This window comes from Streptomyces sp. NPDC021622 (assembly GCF_040640795.1).
Lineage (GTDB): Bacteria > Actinomycetota > Actinomycetes > Streptomycetales > Streptomycetaceae > Streptomyces.
This window is the reverse complement of sequence record NZ_JBFACK010000001.1, coordinates 162,288-178,262: the sequence shown is the minus strand read 5'-3', so window position 1 is coordinate 178,262 and position 15,975 is coordinate 162,288. Positions and strand designations below refer to the sequence as shown.

Annotated in this window: 14 protein-coding genes and 1 pseudogene; 8 read left to right on the top strand and 7 right to left on the bottom strand. The window is 71.2% G+C overall.

What is annotated here, in order from left to right; translation table 11 throughout:
- The first annotated feature begins 95 nt into the window (after positions 1 to 95).
- The 4 genes and pseudogenes from AB0G47_RS00795 to AB0G47_RS00780 all read left to right on the top strand — a co-directional run bounded on the left by AB0G47_RS00795 (position 96) and on the right by AB0G47_RS00780 (position 4,200).
- Entirely contained in the window at positions 96 to 1,538 is a 1,443-nt protein-coding gene (locus AB0G47_RS00795) for a VCBS repeat-containing protein (RefSeq protein ID WP_360762522.1), read from the top strand.
- A gap of 95 nt (positions 1,539 to 1,633) precedes the next feature.
- A pseudogene (locus AB0G47_RS00790) lies at positions 1,634 to 1,871 on the top strand (DUF5713 family protein).
- Positions 1,872 to 1,917: 46 nt separating this feature from the next.
- Complete coding sequence (locus AB0G47_RS00785; protein ID WP_360762519.1) at positions 1,918 to 2,829, top strand: aminoglycoside phosphotransferase family protein; 912 nt, start codon at positions 1,918 to 1,920, stop codon at positions 2,827 to 2,829.
- A gap of 129 nt (positions 2,830 to 2,958) precedes the next feature.
- Positions 2,959 to 4,200 carry a pyroglutamyl peptidase gene (locus tag AB0G47_RS00780; RefSeq protein WP_360763882.1) on the top strand — a complete coding sequence of 414 codons (1,242 nt, stop codon included), beginning with the start codon at positions 2,959 to 2,961 and terminating at the stop codon, positions 4,198 to 4,200.
- Here the strand turns inward: AB0G47_RS00780 and AB0G47_RS00775 are convergent.
- Positions 4,181 to 4,975: an EI24 domain-containing protein gene (locus AB0G47_RS00775; RefSeq protein ID WP_360762516.1), complete on the bottom strand. Its 795-nt coding sequence runs from the start codon at positions 4,973 to 4,975 to the stop codon at positions 4,181 to 4,183. The two genes, AB0G47_RS00780 and AB0G47_RS00775, sit on opposite strands and share 20 nt — an antisense overlap.
- Before the next feature lie 112 nt (positions 4,976 to 5,087).
- On the opposite strand from AB0G47_RS00775, the gene AB0G47_RS00770 reads away from it, so the two are divergent.
- A complete protein-coding gene (locus AB0G47_RS00770; protein ID WP_360762514.1) occupies positions 5,088 to 7,694 on the top strand; it encodes a M14 family zinc carboxypeptidase in 2,607 nt (868 codons plus the stop codon).
- Positions 7,695 to 7,990: 296 nt separating this feature from the next.
- Positions 7,991 to 9,157 carry a serine hydrolase domain-containing protein gene (locus AB0G47_RS00765; RefSeq protein WP_360762512.1) on the top strand — a complete coding sequence of 389 codons (1,167 nt, stop codon included), beginning with the start codon at positions 7,991 to 7,993 and terminating at the stop codon, positions 9,155 to 9,157.
- Between the two features lie 68 nt (positions 9,158 to 9,225).
- On the opposite strand, the gene AB0G47_RS00760 is transcribed toward AB0G47_RS00765, so the two are convergent.
- Entirely contained in the window at positions 9,226 to 9,654 is a 429-nt protein-coding gene (locus tag AB0G47_RS00760; protein ID WP_360762510.1) for an organic hydroperoxide resistance protein, read from the bottom strand.
- 159 nt (positions 9,655 to 9,813) lie between these two features.
- Positions 9,814 to 10,851: an NADP-dependent oxidoreductase gene (locus AB0G47_RS00755; RefSeq protein ID WP_360762507.1), complete on the bottom strand. Its 1,038-nt coding sequence runs from the start codon at positions 10,849 to 10,851 to the stop codon at positions 9,814 to 9,816.
- A gap of 123 nt (positions 10,852 to 10,974) precedes the next feature.
- Between AB0G47_RS00755 and AB0G47_RS00750 the strand changes: the two genes are divergently transcribed.
- On the top strand, positions 10,975 to 11,436 hold the full coding sequence (locus AB0G47_RS00750; RefSeq protein ID WP_360762505.1) for a MarR family transcriptional regulator: 462 nt from the start codon (positions 10,975 to 10,977) through the stop codon (positions 11,434 to 11,436).
- A 4-nt stretch (positions 11,437 to 11,440) separates the two neighbouring features.
- Here the strand turns inward: AB0G47_RS00750 and AB0G47_RS00745 are convergent, their stop codons facing one another.
- The 4 genes from AB0G47_RS00745 to AB0G47_RS00730 form a co-directional block, all read right to left on the bottom strand.
- Entirely contained in the window at positions 11,441 to 12,121 is a 681-nt protein-coding gene (locus tag AB0G47_RS00745) for a hypothetical protein (RefSeq protein WP_360762502.1), read from the bottom strand.
- 135 nt (positions 12,122 to 12,256) lie between these two features.
- On the bottom strand, positions 12,257 to 13,105 hold the full coding sequence (locus tag AB0G47_RS00740) for an SMP-30/gluconolactonase/LRE family protein (protein WP_360762499.1): 849 nt from the start codon (positions 13,103 to 13,105) through the stop codon (positions 12,257 to 12,259).
- A 9-nt stretch (positions 13,106 to 13,114) separates the two neighbouring features.
- A complete protein-coding gene (locus AB0G47_RS00735) occupies positions 13,115 to 14,368 on the bottom strand; it encodes a helix-turn-helix domain-containing protein (RefSeq protein ID WP_360763881.1) in 1,254 nt (417 codons plus the stop codon).
- Positions 14,369 to 14,433: 65 nt separating this feature from the next.
- Positions 14,434 to 14,589 (bottom strand): hypothetical protein, encoded by a 156-nt coding sequence (locus AB0G47_RS00730; protein ID WP_360762496.1) that lies wholly within the window; start codon positions 14,587 to 14,589, stop codon positions 14,434 to 14,436.
- Between the two features lie 191 nt (positions 14,590 to 14,780).
- On the opposite strand from AB0G47_RS00730, the gene AB0G47_RS00725 reads away from it, so the two are divergent.
- Positions 14,781 to 15,815, top strand: coding sequence for a DUF3068 domain-containing protein (locus AB0G47_RS00725; protein WP_360762493.1), 1,035 nt, complete (start codon positions 14,781 to 14,783; stop codon positions 15,813 to 15,815).
- The last annotated feature ends 160 nt before the right edge of the window (positions 15,816 to 15,975 follow it).

Below are 15,975 nucleotides of genomic sequence, written 5' to 3'. Positions count from 1 at the left end.
AAGGGATGCGTCATGAGGCCGAGTCATAACGGTCCTGGCACGAAGGTGATCACTACCTGGTGCCGCCCCGCTCCCCCGGTGTGAGGTGAGGCCTCATGACCCGACGTGTGCTCCGCGCCTCCGCCGTGCTCCTCTGCTGCGGTCTCCTCGCCACGGCCTGCGCGGCCGGCGGCGAGGGCTCCGAGGACTCCGCGCGGCCGAAGCCGGGGAAGCGGGATCTCTCGCTGCCCGCCTGGAAGCCCGCGACGGCGGACGTGCCGCGCGGCAAGGGCAGCGAACTGTCCTCGGACGTCAACGGGGACGGGCACGGTGACCTGGTGCTCCCGGTGACGTACGAGAAGAGGAGCAGGCTGACCGTGGTCTACGGCTCCCGGAAGGGCCTCGACCCCGCCACCCGTACGGTCGTCCCCGCCTCCGGCGCACGGTTCTCGCCGTACGGACCGGTCCGTACGGGCGATCTCGACGGGGACGGGTACGCGGATCTCGTCGGCCTCTTCATGGCGGTGGCCGACGACCCGGCGGCGACCGGCGGACCGCAGCCGGTCCCCGAGCGGTCCGTGGTCTGGGGCGGCCCCGGCGGTCCCGACCCCGCCGCCACGCCGACCCCGCTGGCCGCGACGACCGAGCCCGCGACGCTTCCGGGGCAGCCCGGCGACTTCGACGGCGACGGCCGCACGGATCTCGCCGTGCCACGGGACGACCGGCTCGAAGTGCGGTACGGGCCCTTCACGCGGGACGGCGCCGCGGCCCGTACGTCCCTTGACTGGCGGGTGCCTTCGCGGGTGGCCGGGAGCGACTGCTGCCACGACGACATCGGCGGGCTCACCGCCGGTGACATGAACGGGGACGCGGCGACCGATCTGATCGTCCAGCCTTCGGGGGACGGCGAGCAGACCGCCGCGACGCTGCTGCTCGGCGGCGCGGACGGGCGCCGCTTCCCCGGCGCCGAACACCGGCTGCCCCTGGGCGATCTGACCGCGTTCGGCGACTTCGACGGGGACGGCAGGGGCGACATCGCCATCGGTGACAGCGGCAGCCGCAACAACGAGGCCGTGGACGGTTCCGCCACGCCGCACGACCTCGCCCCGATCGTCGTCGCGTACGGCTCCCGTGAGCGCTATGCCGCCCCGGTGACCAAGACCGTCCGGGGATCGGAGGCGCTCGGCCTTCAGTTGGAGGCGGCCGATCTGAACGGTGACGGCAAGGACGACCTGATCACCAAGTACGGCACGGACATGGAGGCGATCCTCGCCAAGGACCTGAAGGGCGTCGTCGTCCTGCACGGCCGCGGCGGCGGCCTGTTGGGCAGCGACCGGCACAGCGTGCGCATCAACGGGCCGAAGCGGTACGCCGGGAAGACGCTGAAGCCCTACGACCGCCGGATCGGCATCGCCACGGCGGGCGCCTTCGGCGGTGCATCCGCCGAGCTCGTCCTGACCTGGTCCCGGAAGAACGTCCCGGCCCGCTGGTGGATCAGCCGCGGCGGCACCGGGACCGAGGGGATCACCTTCACCGCGGGGCAGATCGCTTCGGGGTGAGCGGGCGTTGTCAGTGGGGTCGTGCATCATCGAAGTGTCCGTCGGATCTTCGAGGAACAAGAAGCACGGAACGAAGAAGGCAGGGGGGGATCGTCATGCCGGTGAGCAACCAGCAGGTGGTCGGGCACGGATTTCTGGGGGAGCTCTACGGGGACTCGTACTACCCCGATCACCTCCTCGACAAGGGGAAGGCGATCCTGCTGGGGCTCTGCGCGCGGATCGAGTCCGAGCGGCCCGCCGACCTGGACGCGCTGTACCTTCGCCTTCGTGGCGTCGGCGTACGGCTTCGCGGACGCGGACGCGGAGGAGCTGATCGCCGCTCGTGAGTGGTGACTCGTCCGACGCGCTGTCCGCCGTACTTTCTCCCGAAGGTCACCCCATGCCCCCGGCCAAGATGCACGCCGACGAAGCCGACATCGACGCGGCGCTCGTACGGCGGTTGCTCGCCGCGCAGTTCCCGCGGTGGGCCTCGCTCACCGTCACGCCCGTCGAGTCGAACGGCACCGTCAACGCCATCTACCGCATCGGCGACGACATGGCGGTGCGGCTCCCCCGCGTCGCGGGAGGCGTCGACGACGTACGGACCGAGGTAGAGCACCTGCCGCGGCTCGCCCAGCGGGTCCCCTTCGCCGTGCCCGCGCCGCTGGGGAAGGGCGAGCCCGGCGATGGCTATCCCTGGCCCTGGTACGTCTACCGCTGGCTCGACGGGGCGAATCCGGTCATCGGCGGTGTCCCCGAACCGAAGCTGCTCGCGGCGGACTTGGCGCGGTTCGTGACCGCGCTGCACCGGGTCGAGCCTACCGGCCTGCCCACCGCGTACCGCCCCGGTCCGCTCGCCCCGCGCGACCGGGACACCCGCGACGCCATCGCCCGACTGGACGGTGTCATCGACACCGGCGCGGCGGCCGCCGCCTGGGAGACCGCCCTGCGGGCTCCCGAGTGGCATGGCCCGCCCGTCTGGGTCCACGCCGACCTGCAGCCGGGGAATCTGCTCACCACGGGCGGACGCCTCAGCGCCGTCATCGACTTCGGCTGCATGGGCACCGGCGAACCGGCCGTCGACCTGATCACGGCGTGGAGCCTGCTGACGGGCCAGGCGCGTAAGGAGTTCCGCGCCGCCCTGGACGTCGACGACGCGACCTGGGCGCGAGGGCGCGGCTGGGCCCTGTCGATCGCGCTCATCGAGCTGCCGTACTACCGGACGAGGAACGAGTCGATCGCGCGGACCGCGCGGCACGTCATCGAGGAGGTCCTCGCGGATCACGCCGCCGAGAAGCCCGAGAAGCTGTAGCCGCGGCGCCTTTCCTGCCGGAATACTGCCTCCACCCCCACCGGCCACGGAAGGACTCCCGTGTCACTCAAGCCTCTCCACCTCCCCAAGGGCCCCGCGCTCCCCCGGCTCACCGCGGTCGGCACCGCCCTGCTGCTCGCCGCCGCGACCGCGCCCGCGGCGGCGTCCACCACAGCCACCGCCGAAAAGACCGCCTCGGTCGAGGAGCAGCGGCTCGACCGCGCCGCCCCGCAGGAGATCCTGCGGCGCAGCGGATTCGACGCCGTGGCACCGAAGTTCGCCCGCGCGCTCGACCGCGCGCAGTCGTACGGCGAGGCCGAGCGCATCGTCGTACGTCAGGGCTCCGCACTGTGGAAGCGTGCCGTCGACCGGGCACAGGGCCGGGGCCCCGCGGCCGGTGACCTGAGCAGGGACGACGACCGGCCGCTGTACTGGGCCCGCATCGCGATGACACGGGAGCTTCGCCAATGGTCGGACGCGGAGCACGACTTCGGGGTCGGCAGGGACCGGCAGGCGGCTCTCATACGGGCCCTGGAGACCACATCACGCGGGCACGACTCCATCCGTTACCCGAGCCGTCCGAAGACGGACGCCGCGGGTCACCGCATCAAGCGGATCCTCGTCACCGGCTTCGACCCCTTCACGCTCGACCGGGACGTCCGCATCAGCAACCCCTCGGGCGCCACCGCGCTCGCCCTGGACGGCACCGTCATCGACACCGCCGACGGCCCCGCCCGCGTCGAGACGACCGTCTTCCCCGTCCGCTGGCAGGACTTCGCGGACGGCACGGTCGAGCGGGTCCTCCGCGACAAGCTGCCGCGCGTCGACCTGTTCACCACCATCAGCCAGGGCCGCGTCGGCCGCTTCGACATCGAGCGGACCAACGGGGCCTGGCGCGGCGGATTCCCCGACAACGAGACCATCGCCCGCACGGAGACGATCCCGGTCACCGACCCGGCCACACAGCCGCAGTGGACGTCGACGACCCTCCCGTACAAGGAGATCGTGAACGGTGCGACGGGCCGCTTCCCCGTGTACGACAACACGTCGGTGACCGAGATCCCGGCGGGCGGCACCGATCCCGTGGTCCGCCCCGACGGGCCCACCGCGGGTTCGACGGCGCGGGAGGGCGGCGGCGGGAACTACCTGTCGAACGAGATCGCCTACCGGGCGACGCTGCTCCGCGACCGCCTCGGGCTGCACGAGAGCCTGCCGGGCGGCCATGTGCACACGCCCGTGCTGCAGTTCGGCGCCGGCAACACGGACCCGGCGACCGGCAAGGTCACCGATCCCGAGTTCGTCCGCAACCGGCTCGACATCATCGCGCAGGTACGGCAGATCCTGACGGCCGCTATGAACGCCCGGCGGTAGCGTCGTCCGGGTCGTCCGCCGCAGCGGTGGCAGCGGTGTCCTCCCCCACCAGTTCCCGCGCCATCAGCGTCGCCCCCGCGACCGCCCCCGGCATCAGGAACACCGCGACGAACGGCACCAGGAAGGCGACAGCGAGCGGGGTGCCGAAGCCCCAGGCCAGCTGCTTGTGGCCGCGCAACAGCGCGAGCCGCTCGCGGAGTTCGACGCCCCGCCGCTGCAGTGCCACCCCCGTCAGCTCCTCGACCAGGAAGAAGCCCGTCACGCAGAAGCCGACCACCGGGATCACGGTCTGGCCGACGACCGGGATGAAGCCGAGGGCGAAGAGCAGCACGCCCCAGACCAGTGCCCGCACGAGGATGCGCAGGCTGTCCCGCGCCGAGATCAGCAGTTCGCGCCAGAGCGGCAGGCCCGACTCGGGGGCGTACCCGGAGACGGAGATGTCGACCTTCTCGGAGAGCGACTCGTAGAAGGGCTGGCCGATGAGGAGGGTGACCGCCGTGAAGGTGAGCACCGAGAGGAGCAGCGCGAGCGCGAAGAGCAGCGCGGTCAGGAAGCCGCGGAACAGCCCGGCCCACGGCGATGACCAGTCGTCGGCGAAGGGCGTCGCCCAGTCGACGAAGTCCGCGCCCCACAGGCCGAGCGCGACGAGCGCCCCCGCGTAGAGAAGCAGGGTGATCAGGCCGGGCAACAGGCCGACTCCATACTGCTTGCCATGCTGGGCGACCCAGCGCTGGCCCTTCATCAAGTAGCCGAAGCCCCGTCCTAGATCACGCATGCGCACAGCCTATCCGCCGGTCACAGGAGTGACGGATGGGGCCCAAGGCCCTCTTGTTGTGCGGGGGTTGAAACGGTAGACCACGCGTACCGATCCGATTCCGGAGGTACGTATGGGCATATCCCGGCCATCCCGGCCATCCCGGCCGTCCAGACCCGTCCTGCTCACCACGCTCGCCGCCGCGGGCGCCCTCGTCTTCACCACGCTCGCACCCGGCAGCGCGACCGCCGACCCGAGTCCGGGCCGCGACATCCACCGCGAGGGCTCGCCGCTCAGCAGCACCGAGCGGGCCGCCAAGGGTCCGGCGAGCGCGGCCGACCGTGCGCTCGACGACGCGAGCGGCAGCACCGGCCTCACGGACACGAGGAACCGCGGCTACCCGCGCGAACAGAAGCTGACCCCGCCGCCCGCGAACCCTGACGACAAGTCGATAAAACTGGGCCTTGCGCCCTACCACTCCATAGCCCCGAAGCTGAACGACATCCAGGGCATCGGCGACCGCGTCAGCGTGGAGATCGCGGGCCGCTCGGCCGGCGGCCACCAGCTCTACCTGGTGACCGTCACCGCGCCCGAGTCGGCCAAGGAGGCCGCCCGCCAGGAGCGGATGCGCGAGCTCATCGAGAACGCGCCGGAGGCCGCCGCCAAGGATCCGGCGGTCAAGTCCTCGTACAAGACACCGGTCTTCATCAACAACAACATCCACGGCAACGAGTGGGAGGGCACGGACGCGGCCCTCAAGCTCATCGAGAAGCTGGCGAAGGCCAAGGACGAGAAGTCGAAGGACCTCCTCGCCCACAACCGCCTCTACTTCAACGTCACGGCCAACCCCGACGGCCGTATCGCGGGCACCCGCGCCAACGCCAACGGCTTCGACCTCAACCGCGACTTCATCACCGCGTCGCAGCCCGAGCCCCGCGCGATGCGGGACATCGCCATCACGAAGCAGCCGGCCGTCATGATCGACCTGCACGGATACGTCAACGGCACACTGATCGAGCCGACGACTCCGCCGCACGGCGAGAACTACGAGTACGACCTCTTCCTGAAGAACACCTACGCCAACGCCCTCGGCATGGAAGCCGCGGTCAACGGCCTCGGCTACACCCCCGAGAAGGACGGCGTGGAGCCCGCGGTCATCCCCTTCCGTGACCAGGAGGAGGGCTGGGACGACTGGCCGCCGATCTTCACCCCGCAGTACATGCCGTTCCACGGCACGGTCGCCGCGCACACCATCGAGTTCCCGATGGTCGTCAACAACGAGGAGTACGACGACCTCCCGGTGCCGGAGCTGCGGCGCCGGTCGGCGATCAACGTGGACATCGCGGGAGCGGCGATGTCGGCGACGCTCAACTACACGCAGGAGCACCGCACTTCGGTGCTGGCCGACCAGATCGAGACGTTCCGGCGGGGCGCGGCGGGTGCCGCGCAGGTGCCGGTGTCGCCGGAGACCGTGCCCGGGGTTCCGGGCATCGGCCCGGAGGACGTGTACACCACGGATTTCCCGCGTGCGTACGTCATCCCGGCCGGGTCGCGCGACCAGCGCTCGGCGGCGGCGGCATCGCGGCTGGTGCGGCATCTGCTTGACAACGACGTGCGGGTGGAGCGTGCGACGCGCGACTTCCGGCTCGGCGGGACCTCGTACGAGAAGGGTTCGTACGTCATCGACATGCGTCAGCCGAAGCGCGGTCTGGCCAATGTGATGCTCGCCGACGGCCGGGACATCAGCGACAAGGTGTCGACGATGTACGACATCTCCGGGTGGAGCCTCGGGCGGCTGTGGGGCGCCACGGTCGACTCGGTGCGGGGCGGCGGCCTCGACGGCGTCCCCGCCAAGGCCGTTCACGAGCCCTCGCGGGTCGGGCGGGTCGCGCCGCGCGGGGATCTGCGGCTTCGGCTCGACGACGCGCGGGAGGTGGCCGCGCTCAACTGGCTGCTCGGGCGCGGGGTTTCGGTGCGGCGTGCCGCCGGGGACGACGGCAGCGTGATCCTCTCGTCGAAGGCGCGGGGTGCGGCTTTCGCCGCGGCGAAGAAGTACGACGTGGCGTTCGACGCGACCAAGGCGAAGGCGGGGGCGGTGGTGCGGCGCACGCGGGTCGCGGCGGCCGCGACGCCGGGTGAGCTGTTCGCTCTGCGGGAGATGAACTTCGATGTGGTGCCGGTTTCGACCGCCGTGCTGAACGCGGGGTTCGACTGGGAGAAGTCGGGTGGCGTGGACGCGTTGTTCGTCTCGGCCGGGCTTTCCTACGGGGAGTTGAACGCGGGTGCGCGGGACGGGCTTGACGGGTTCCTCGCCGGGGGCGGCGGGGTCGTCGGGCGCGGTTCGGAGGGTGCCGCGTTGAACTCCGATGCCAAGTTGCTTGCCGCCAAGGCTGTTTCCGGTAACGGGGATGCGAATGGGGTGGTGCGGGTGGTGAATGCCGGGCCGCTGACCCGGGGGGCGCCGTCGCATTCGTTCGTGTACGCGCCCATGTGGTTCTCGGAGTTGGGGAGTGGGGTGCGGGTCGAGCAGTCGTATGGGGGCGGGAATCCGCTGCTGTCCGGGCATTGGCGGCCGGTGGACGGGGCGGGTGGTCCTGGGGATGCGGCGGGGCGGGCGTCTGTGGTGAGTGGTTCCGCGGCGGGGTCGCGGGTCGTTCTCTTCGGCACCGAGCCGCTGTTCCGTGACCATCCGAAGGGGATGTTTCCGCAGGTGGGGAGGGCGCTGCTGAGCGTGGGCTGAGGTCTGCCTCCGGCGGTTCTTTCCCCAACCCCGCCCCTACCCGAATCACTTCCGGCTCCGCCGGCCGCGAGGTGGCCGTAGATCACCGGCTCCGCCGAGTTCGTCCTCAAACGCCGGACGGGCTGAAGGGTGGGCGGGCAACTGCGGGGCAATCGGGCGGGCGGGCGGGAAAGATCCGCCGCGAAGCGGCGGTGTAGAGCGGGGTCCGGGGCGGAGCCCCGGTTTCGGGAAGGGGCGGGGTTGGGGAAGAAGAGTGCTCTTGGCCGCGGTTCCACCCGCAGGGAGGTTCTGAACACATGACCCGAGAGATCAAGGTGCACGGCACCACCGCAGCCGGATACGAAGCCGCTCGGGGCGAGTTCGCCGCTCTCCTCGCCGGGGAGAAGCCCGAGCATGCCTCGCAGCTCGCCGCGTACGTAAGGGGGAGGCAGGTCGTCGACCTGTGGGTGGGGCCCGACACGGACGGTGACACGCTCTTCGGGGTGTATTCGTCCACCAAGGGCGCCGCCCACCTCACGACCGCCCTGCTCGTGCAAGACGGGGTCCTCGACCTCGACAGGGAAGTGGCCTACTACTGGCCGGAGTTCAGCGCCGAGGGCAAGGGCGGCATCACCCTCCGGGAGCTGCTGTCGCACCGCGCGGGCATAGTCGGCGCCGACAGGGGCTTCAGCCCCGAGGAGATCGCCGACGACCGCGCCATCGCCGCCCGCCTCGCGACCCAGCGCCCCTACTGGCGCCCCGGTACCGCCTTCGGCTATCACGCGCTCTCCATCGGCGCGCTCGCCGGTGAAGTCGTCTTCCGGGTCACCGGGCGGACCTTGCAGGACATCTACGAGGAGCGCGTCCGCGCCCCCTACGGTCTTGACTTCCACCTCGGCCTCCCCGAGGCGGAAGAACCCCGCTTCCGCTCCGTGCTGCCGATGATCCCCTCGGCCACGGAGCGCGCCTTCCTCGACGCACAGCCGCCGCAGCCGGACACCCTGAACTCCATCGCCTTCAACCGCAACGGCACCCGGCCCACCGACCTGGAGTCGCTCCCCAACTCCCGCCTCGTACGCGCCAAGGGGCCCGCCTCCGTCGGCGGTGTCGCCTCCGCGCGCGGTCTCGCCGGGATGTACGCGGCGGCGGTCAGCGGGCTCGACGGGCGTGAGCCGCTCCTGAAGGCGGACACCGTGGCCGAGTTCGGGCAGATCCATTCCAACGGGTACGACCTGGTGTCGCAGGCCCATAAATCGTTCGGGGTGGGGTTCCAGAACACCGCCGAAGCCGGGTACCCGTTCCTCGGCGCGGGGTCCATCGGGCACAAGGGCGTGGGCGGCTCGCAGGCCTTCGCCGATCCGCGCAGCGGGCTCGCGTACGGCTACACGCGGCGCAGGTTCCCCTTCCCCGGCGGACCGCCCCCGGAGGACGAGCGTCTCGTACGGGCCATCCATACGGCGGCTATCACCGACAGGACCGCATGACAACTGCATGACAAAGGGCCGCACCCTCGCTTCGGGATGCGGCCCTCGTCACGTACACGCAGCGCGGGTCAGGCGGTCGCCAGCTCCACCTTGATGTTGCCGCGCGTGGCGCTCGAGTACGGGCACACCTGGTGGGCCTGCTCGATCAGGGACTGCGCGGTGGCCGCGTCCACGTTCGGTATGGAGGCGGTGATCGCGACCTCCAGGCCGAAGCCGCCGGCCTCGTTCTGGCCGATGCCGACCTTCGCGGTCACGGTCGAGCCGGAGATGTCGGCGCTCGCCTTGCGGGCGACCACGCCGAGCGCGCCCTGGAAGCAGGCGCTGTAGCCGGCCGCGAAGAGCTGCTCGGGGTTGGTGCCGGCGCCGCTGCCGCCCAACTCCTTCGGCGGGTTGACGACGACGTCGAGCTTGCCGTCGTCGGTGGCGACGCGGCCGTCACGGCCGTTCTCGGCGGTGGCGACGGCGGTGTACTTGACGTCGATCTGCTGGATGGACATAAGTGCCGGTTCCTCCTGAGACGAGCCGCTCTGCGCGCCCGCAGTGCGGCATTTTGGAAAGACTTTATCGGATGCCGGAAGGCGGCCCGGAAGGTGGCCATCCGCCGCCCGCCTCAGGAGGCCCAGCACGGGGCCCGACACAGGGCCCAGCACAGGGGCTCAGACGAGGGAAACGATCATCTTTCCCGTGTTCTCGCCGCGGAGCATGCCGAGGAAGGCCTCCACGCCGTTCTCGACGCCCTCGACGAACGTCTCGTTGTACTTGAGCTCGCCGGAACGGATCCAGCCGCCGACCTCCTCGACGAACTGCGGCTGCAGCGCGGCGTGGTCGCCGACGAGCACACCCTGCAGGCGAAGGCGCTTGCCGATGATCATGGCCATGTTGCGCGGGCCCGGCGTCGGCTCGGTGTCGTTGTAGCCGGCGATCATGCCGCAGATGGTGGCGCGGCCGTGCACGTTCATCCGGCTGATGGCCGCCTCGAGGTGCTCGCCGCCGACGTTGTCGAAGTAGACGTCGATCCCGTCGGGGGCGGCCTCCTTCAGCTGCTCGACCACCGGGCGCGGGTCCTTGTAGTTGAACGCCGCATCGAAGCCGTACTCCTCCACCAGGAGCTTCACCTTCTCGTCCGAGCCCGCCGAGCCGACGACCCGCGATGCGCCCTTGAGCCTGGCCATCTGGCCGACCTGGGCGCCGACGGCACCGGCTGCGCCGGACACGAAGACCGAGTCGCCCTCCTTGAAGGAGGCGACCTCGAAGAGGCCCGCGTACGCCGTCAGGCCCGTCATGCCGAGCACACCGAGGTACGCCGAGAGCGGCGCGGCCTTGCCGTCCACCTTGGTGGCGTGCTTGGCCGGGAAGGTCGCGTACTCGCGCCAGCCGCCGAAGTGCAGGACGTGGTCGCCCACGGCGAGGCCCTCGGCGTTCGATGCGACGACCTCGCCGACCGCGCCGCCCTCCATGGGGTGGTCCAGCTTGAACGGCGGCGTGTAGGACTTCACGTCGTTCATGCGGCCGCGCATGTACGGGTCCACGGAGAAGTGCAGATTGCGGACCAGGACCTCGCCGTCGGCCGGGGCGGTGACGGGGGCCTCGCGCAGCGCGAAGTCCTCCGGGACCGGCCAGCCGTGCGGGCGCCGGACGAGGTGCCATTCACGGCTGACGGCGGGGAGCTCTGCGGACTCGGGGGTGACGGACATGCGGGGCGTCCTCCTGGTACTTCCGGCTGGGACGGCGGACCGCCGCCCCAAAATGCTTCATGTGGTGAAACAACCATGCGCCTAGATATTTGATGATGTCAAGTAACCGGGTAGTCTGGTGCCATGGCCACCAGCAGCTCCCGCCCTCCGCGCACCGACCCCCTGACGCTCGAAGTCGTCGAGCTGATCGGCACGGTCGTGGCCCGCTACCACGAGGAGTACGAGGAGGCGGCGGGCGAGCACGCCCTCACCGGGGCGCAGGCGCGCGTCCTCGGCCTTCTCTCGCTCGAACCGGTCCCGATGCGGCGCATCGCCCAGAAGCTGAAGTGCGAGCCGTCGAACATCACGGGGATCGTCGACCGTCTCGAGGCGCGCGGCCTGGTCGAGCGGCGCCCCGACCCGGCCGACCGCCGGGTGAAGCTTGCCGCCCCCACGGACGAGGGCCGGCAGGTCGCGCGGAGCCTGCGCGAATCCCTGAGCTTCGCCCGCGAGCCGCTGGCCGAGCTCACCCACGAGGAGCGGCTGTCGTTGCGCGGGCTGCTGCGCAGGATGATCGGCGAGAGCCCGGAGGACACGGCGGACTGAACCGCTACGTGCACCACCACAGGAAGCGGTCGCACGTCTCCGACGGGGTCGGCTCCGGCTTCGGGTCGGGCTTCTGCGAGGCCGGCGGGGGCGCTGGGCGCGTGGTCCGAGGAGTGTCGGGGGTGTCCGGTGCGGAGCTGGTGGCCGGGGCCTGGGAATCGGCCCCGTCGTCGGCCTTGTCCGCCTCCGCCTCCCTGGACTCCTTGGACTTCTTCTTCCGCGCCGCCTCGTCCTTGTCGGTCGCGGACGCCGATGCCGTGGGACTGGCCGAAGCGGTCGCCGTGGCCTCGTCCTCGTACGCCGTCTCGTCCTCCCGGCCCGCCGACTCGCGTGCCGCGGGGCGCTCGCCCGTGCCCCCGTCCGCGGCGGACGCCGCCGTGGGGTCGTCGGACGGGCCCTCGGTGCCGAGCTCGGCCAGGCTCAGGCCTCCCGCGGCGAGTGCGAGGCCGGCCGTGGCAAGGAGGATCCTGCGGCGCCTGCGCCGGTGCGCCTTGCGGCCGCGCTCCTTGCGGCGGCGGCCCCGGACGCGCGGCGCCGCCGCGTCGGACACACCCTCGGGGCCGTCCACCACTTCCTGCTCGTCGACGGCCTCCACGTACTCACGGCAGGCTTCGGCCGGGGTTCCGCATCCCGGGCAGGCCAGGGCGCCGTTGAGGTGCCTGTGGCACGGGTGGCAGTAGTCCATGAGGCATGGAGGCTAGGTGAGCCACGGGGAACAGAGGAAGCGGCTGCCGTGAAGGTTGTGTGCGGAATCGAATGTTCCAGCGGAAAGCGCCAGGTGGATGTGGTGCTACTCGGTCAACCCAGCCTGAAAGCACCGCTATCCGGCGAACGCCGCCTGAGCCACGCCCTGGCCCGCGTCCGGCACCACCAGCACCGAGCCGGAGAGCGGGTGCGGCGCGTCGAGTCCGGTGCGCGCGCTGGTGATGTAGAGGTCCCGCAGATCGGTGCCGCCGAACGCGCACGCGGTGGGGCGAGCGACGGGGAGTTCGATCACCCGGTCCAGCTCGCCGGACGGGGTGTAGCGGCGGACGGCGGCGCCGTCCCACAGGGCGACCCAGACGCAGCCGTCGGCGTCGACGGCGAGCCCGTCGGGGTATCCGGCGGTGTCCTCGACGACCGCCAAGGGGCGCCGGGAGCGCGGGAGTTGGTCGTCGCCCAGCTCCAGTACGTCGATGCGCCGGGTCGGTGTGTCGATGTAGTACATGAGGCGGCCGTCGGGGCTCCAGCCGATGCCGTTGCTCACGGATACGTCGCCGAACACCTCGGTGGCGGTGCCGTCGCCGGTGACGCGGATGAAGTTGGCGGCGCCCGCCGTCTCGTCGTAGAACATGGTGCCCGCCCAGAGAGCGCCGTCCGGTGCGACCGCCGCGTCGTTGCCCCGCCGGCCCGGTACGACATCGCGGTGCAGCCACCGGAAAGCGGAACCGTCGGACACGGCGTCGTAAAGGCCCACTCCGTCCCGGAGGTTGACCACAAGGCCGCCGCCCGCGCGGGGCTTGGCGGCGCCGACGTGCTGCTCGGTGGCCATGACCGAGCGGTGCCCGGTCGACGGGTCGTAGCCGTGGACGCGTGAGCTCAGGATGTCGACCCAGATGAGCCGCCGGGCTGCGGCGTCCCACGTGGGGCCCTCGCCGAGTGCTGCCTGCGCGCGTACCGCTATGTCCATCCGGGCAGGCTACCCGCGCGCCGCCGATCGGCCCACCGGCCCCAGCTCTCCCCGCAACCTCCTTGCCCTCAGGACCAGTTCGAGCTCGAAGCGGCGGTCCGGGTCGTCCACCTCGTCGCCCCACAGCTCCCGGATCTGCCGCAGGCGGTAGCGCACCGTCTGCGGGTGGACGCCGAGCCGCGCCGCCACCTCGGGCGCACCGCCCCGCGTCTCCAGCCAGGCGAGGAGGGTCTCGGCCAGGCGGCGGCCGTGTGCGGGACCGCAGTGGGCCAGGGGTGCGAGGCAGCGGCGGGCCAGGTCGTCGATGAGCTCCTCGGGCTGCAGCAGGACCAGGGCCTCGGTGTGCTCGGTGCAGTGCAGGACCTCGCCGGAGGGCAGCAGGCCGCGCTCCATCAGGCGGACCGCGGCCTGCGCCCAGCGCAGCGACTTGGCGGCGTCGGCCAGTGCCACCGGCGGCCCGATCGCGCCGGACCAGCCCGCCATGGCGCGCCGCAGCAGTTCGGGGCGCCCGGCCGCGTCCGGGTCGGGGATGACCATGCGGGGCTGCTCGGTCTCCATGTCGAGCAGCACGCCCTGCCCGACGGCGGGCGCCACGGCCTCCCGCGCGGGCCTCAGCAGTACGCCGACGGCGACGCGTTCGGGCAGCTGCCAGCCGACGCGGGCGGCCCGTTCGTCGAGGGCACCGCCCGGCTGAGCCGAACCGGAATACGGGCCACCGGCGGAAGCGGAATCGGCAGGCGCCCCGGTCCAGGGGTCGCCGCGCCGCTCGGAGAGCAGCAGCTCCATCAACTTCCTTTGCAGGCGCAGCCGTTCGCCCGCCTGCCGGGCCGCGGCCTCGGCGTAGCCGCGTACCGACTGGTCGACCAGGCCGTCGAGATACTCGAAGCCCGACTCGGCGAGTTCGTACATGGCGGGCGGCGGGATCTCGATCTGCTGGCCGATCTCGGCGAGGCGGCGCCAGGCGAGGCGCACGCCGAGCCGGTAGATGGCCTGCAGCGAGTCGAGGCTGCGGCCGTGCAGGCCCTCGCCGCGGCCGAATTCCTGGAAGACCTCCAGGGGGTAGCACGGGCGCCCCTCACCTGCGGCGATCTGCTGGACGAAGCCTTCGAGGGCGCGCCGGATGCCGATCAGCGCCATCGGCTCGCCCGATTCGTCGAGGACCACGGGAAGCCCCGGGTACTCGGCGCGGATCTCCCGCAGGATGTCCTGGGCCAGCGCGGGCACCTCGTCCAGGGCGAGCGCGGCGAACCGCCGTACCAGCATCGGCGGCACATCCCGCCAGGCGGAACGGACGGACAGCGACCCCTGGCTCTCGCTCACGGGCACGGTCACTCACTGCCCCCGCGCGGCGGCTCGTAGTGCACGAGGGGCGTATTGGGCTGGTCCGGGGTCGCGTTCAGGACAGCGACGATGCCGAAGGCGGCGGCCACGGCGAGAGCGGCGGCGGCCACGGCGGTCAGTCCTGCGGCGAGCAATCGGTGCATGTCAGGGTCAGCCTCTCTGCTGGAGGTCCGTCCCCACCCTGGTCGCACGGCCGGCGTTCGCACAGTCCCTTACCGGCCCCGCCCGGCGAGAGCACAGTCTCATCAATGCATTGACACTAAGTCAAGGGTCCGCCTAGCGTTCCGGCCCCATACGGCTCGGTAACCTTCGCCCCAGCCCTCAGGAGTGCCGGATGCGCCGCACAGCCTCGCCCCTCTCGCTGGTCCTCCTGGGACTCGGCGTCTTCCTGCTCGTCCTGGCACCGCTGCTCGCGTGGTACGTCGAGCCACGGGCCAAACGCACGCCAGTCGATATCGACACCATTACGGTCTTCAAGGGCAAAGGCAGTTATTTCGACACCGAGAAGATCAAGACGGTACATAACAAGAACCTCACGATCACGCGTCAGGTACGCGGCGACGTGGAGGACAGCACCAAAGAGCACGCAGTCTGGGACGTGGTCACGTCGGTCGATCCCGACAAGTCCCTGCCGGCCGCGGACCCGCACGACTCGCTCCAGTTCACCCAGGAGCGCTGGGTCACCGACCGGGAGACCAACAGGCCGGTGCACTGCTGCGGCGAGAAGCCGTACTTCGAGGGCGAGGCCTACCTCAAGTTCCCCTTCGACGTGGAGAAGCGTTCGTACGTCTGGTGGGACAACACCCTGGGCGCGACCGTCCCGCTGACCTTCCGCGGCACGAAGAAGATCCAGGGGTACGAGGGATACCGCTTCACCGCCAAGGTCAAGCCCGCCAAGACCGGGACCCGGCTCGTGCCGGGACGCCTGGTCGGGCAGCCCAAGCGCAGCAATGTGCTGGCCGAGGAGTGGTACGCCAACCACGGCGTGGAACTGGTGGCCGACAAGACCACGGGCCGGATCATCTACGCCGCGATCGGCCCCCGCAAGACACTGCGCGCGCCGGGCTCCGACAAGGACGCGACGGTGCTGCTCGACAGCAAGCGCATCGCGTTCACGGCCAAGACGCAGAAGACACAGGTCGGTCTCGCCGACGACGACAGCAGCCGGCTGAAGCTGGTGGGCACGACGCTGCCCGTGGGTGCGGGTGCGCTGGGTGCGCTGCTCGCCGTCGCGGGAGTCGTGCTCGTCGCCAGGGGACGGCGGTCCGACAGCGGGGCACATGGTCCCGGAGGGCCGGATTCAGCAGCGGAGCCGGACCGTCCGAATGGCGATACGTCACCAAGCGCCCTGCAACCCACCACGATGTGATGAGACGTCAGCTAATGAAACCCCGGAAATTATCACTTCGGTGAGTAGCCGCGTCGAACAGGGCGGCGAAAACTATCCACCCCACCCGAACACAGTCCCCGCACCGCCCCCGCACAGACCGAGCACAGCACCTCCGCAAGGCCCCGCACCTGAACGACCC

Excerpts from the sequence above, each read along its gene's own strand:
- AB0G47_RS00765 (WP_360762512.1), top strand. The coding sequence starts at position 7,991 with ATGACCCGAGAGATCAAGGTGCACGGCACCACCGCAGCCGGATACGAA.
- AB0G47_RS00755 (WP_360762507.1), bottom strand. The coding sequence starts at position 10,851 with ATGTCCGTCACCCCCGAGTCCGCAGAGCTCCCCGCCGTCAGCCGTGAA.
- AB0G47_RS00725 (WP_360762493.1), top strand. The coding sequence starts at position 14,781 with ATGCGCCGCACAGCCTCGCCCCTCTCGCTGGTCCTCCTGGGACTCGGC.
- AB0G47_RS00795 (WP_360762522.1), top strand. The coding sequence starts at position 96 with ATGACCCGACGTGTGCTCCGCGCCTCCGCCGTGCTCCTCTGCTGCGGT.
- AB0G47_RS00740 (WP_360762499.1), bottom strand. The coding sequence starts at position 13,105 with ATGGACATAGCGGTACGCGCGCAGGCAGCACTCGGCGAGGGCCCCACG.
- AB0G47_RS00770 (WP_360762514.1), top strand. The coding sequence starts at position 5,088 with ATGGGCATATCCCGGCCATCCCGGCCATCCCGGCCGTCCAGACCCGTC.
- AB0G47_RS00775 (WP_360762516.1), bottom strand. The coding sequence starts at position 4,975 with ATGCGTGATCTAGGACGGGGCTTCGGCTACTTGATGAAGGGCCAGCGC.
- AB0G47_RS00745 (WP_360762502.1), bottom strand. The coding sequence starts at position 12,121 with ATGGACTACTGCCACCCGTGCCACAGGCACCTCAACGGCGCCCTGGCC.
- AB0G47_RS00750 (WP_360762505.1), top strand. The coding sequence starts at position 10,975 with ATGGCCACCAGCAGCTCCCGCCCTCCGCGCACCGACCCCCTGACGCTC.
- AB0G47_RS00735 (WP_360763881.1), bottom strand. The coding sequence starts at position 14,368 with ATGCTGGTACGGCGGTTCGCCGCGCTCGCCCTGGACGAGGTGCCCGCG.
- AB0G47_RS00760 (WP_360762510.1), bottom strand. The coding sequence starts at position 9,654 with ATGTCCATCCAGCAGATCGACGTCAAGTACACCGCCGTCGCCACCGCC.
- AB0G47_RS00785 (WP_360762519.1), top strand. The coding sequence starts at position 1,918 with ATGCCCCCGGCCAAGATGCACGCCGACGAAGCCGACATCGACGCGGCG.
- AB0G47_RS00730 (WP_360762496.1), bottom strand. The coding sequence starts at position 14,589 with ATGCACCGATTGCTCGCCGCAGGACTGACCGCCGTGGCCGCCGCCGCT.